Annotated in this window: 1 protein-coding gene and 2 pseudogenes; 2 read left to right on the top strand and 1 reads right to left on the bottom strand. The window is 65.7% G+C overall.

Features of this window, described 5'->3' with window-relative positions; translation table 11 throughout:
* Window positions 1-114 precede the first annotated feature (114 nt).
* A pseudogene (locus tag ACZ60E_RS45725) lies at window positions 115-219 on the bottom strand (IS5/IS1182 family transposase); the annotation flags it as partial.
* Window positions 220-524: 305 nt separating this feature from the next.
* Between ACZ60E_RS45725 and ACZ60E_RS45720 the strand changes: the two are divergent.
* The gene (locus tag ACZ60E_RS45720) at window positions 525-926 is read left to right on the top strand and encodes a hypothetical protein (RefSeq protein ID WP_225890818.1); all 402 of its coding nucleotides are present in this window, start codon (window positions 525-527) and stop codon (window positions 924-926) included.
* Window positions 927-1,285: 359 nt separating this feature from the next.
* A pseudogene (locus tag ACZ60E_RS45715) lies at window positions 1,286-1,374 on the top strand (IS5/IS1182 family transposase); the annotation flags it as partial.

The following is a 1,374-nucleotide window of genomic DNA, read 5'->3' as shown; positions in this document are numbered from 1 at the left end:
CCTGGCAGAGATTGATCCTGTTCTCCGCCCCGCATAGCGGCGGTTCGATCGCTGTTGTGAGGTGCAGACCCTCGACTACGGCAGCGCGGAACCTTACCGGATCAGTGAGCTTCTTCAGCGTTGCAGCTCCAGGGTGAGGACGGCCTTGGCGATTGACGTCATGCGGTTGGGGCTGCAGCGGGACCTGCGGAAGATCCGCCAGGACTTCAGGCGGGCGACCTGGAGGACGATGAGACTGCCGCTGGCGCGAGGAGATCCGGCCGGGTCAAAGTTCAGAGCAGCTTCTCGCCGATCCTGCCGTTCGCGTACAGGGCAGCGGCACGTGCAGCCAGTTGATCAGCCCTTAAGTGACCCAGGCCAGGCGGCCTGGCGGGACCATGGCGCGCGCCAGCAGCTGATCGTGACCCTGACATCTGTCAGGGTCGCAACGTCCCGGGTCCGCCCTACAGTTCGAGGCGCCGGCTGGGCGTCCCCTGCACCGCTACGGCGGCTGAAGCGGGGGACCAGTGAGAAAAGGACAGTGGATGACCAGGACCAGGAAGTATCTCTCCCTCTGGATGGCAGCCCTCGCCCTGACGGCGGGCGGTGTGATCGCCGCCCCTTCGGCCAGTGCCGCTGCCAGCGCCGAGTGCGGAGTTCGGGCGAGCGACGGCCGACTGTGGTGCGGGAACGGAGCCCCCGCCATTCTGCGCTCGGGCGCCTATCACGAAGCGAACATAACGGGGCAGCTCTATTCCACCTTCAGCTGGTTCGACTGCTGGACCTACGGTGGACTGCACGGCGGCGGCAACACCACCTGGTACCACACCAAGGGTGACTGGACCGCTCCTGGCTACGACGGGTGGGGCTACGTCCCGGCGGACTGGGTCAACACACCGTCCTCCTTCGACGCCGATCCGAGCGCGCGCGGTCTGCGGCACTGCTGAGAGCAGCACTGCCGAGCTCGCCGGACCACCTCCTTGATGTCGTCGGTCTCGTCCACGAGACCGGCGGCATCGTCGTCGTGGCGCCCCATGTCGGCGACCCATTCCCTCCCGTCAACGGTGCCTGACGGATCAGTTCCGGGTCACTCGGGGATGATCTGTCCATGGGGTATGAGGCGAAGCGCCCTTTGGGTGCAGAGCAAGATCTAGTCACAGGTGGTAGCACCCTGCCCGAGGCTACAACCACTGAGCTTCTTCGATGTGGCCACCGATCGGTGACGGCCCGTGCAGCGCAACGAGCGAGGCCCCCGGGCTGTTGATCGAGATGTCTGACGTCTCAATCACGTTGCTCGGGAGCCTCGGTGGTCGTCCATCCTGCCGCACTTGACCTGCCGCATGCACTCGTGGAGTGGGTCACCATGTTGATCGTCACCCGTGAGGGCGACCGGCG

The organism is Streptomyces sp. NPDC102514, from assembly GCF_055584525.1.
The sequence above is the reverse complement of the archived record's forward strand: the minus strand, read 5'-3'. Positions and strand labels throughout refer to the sequence as shown.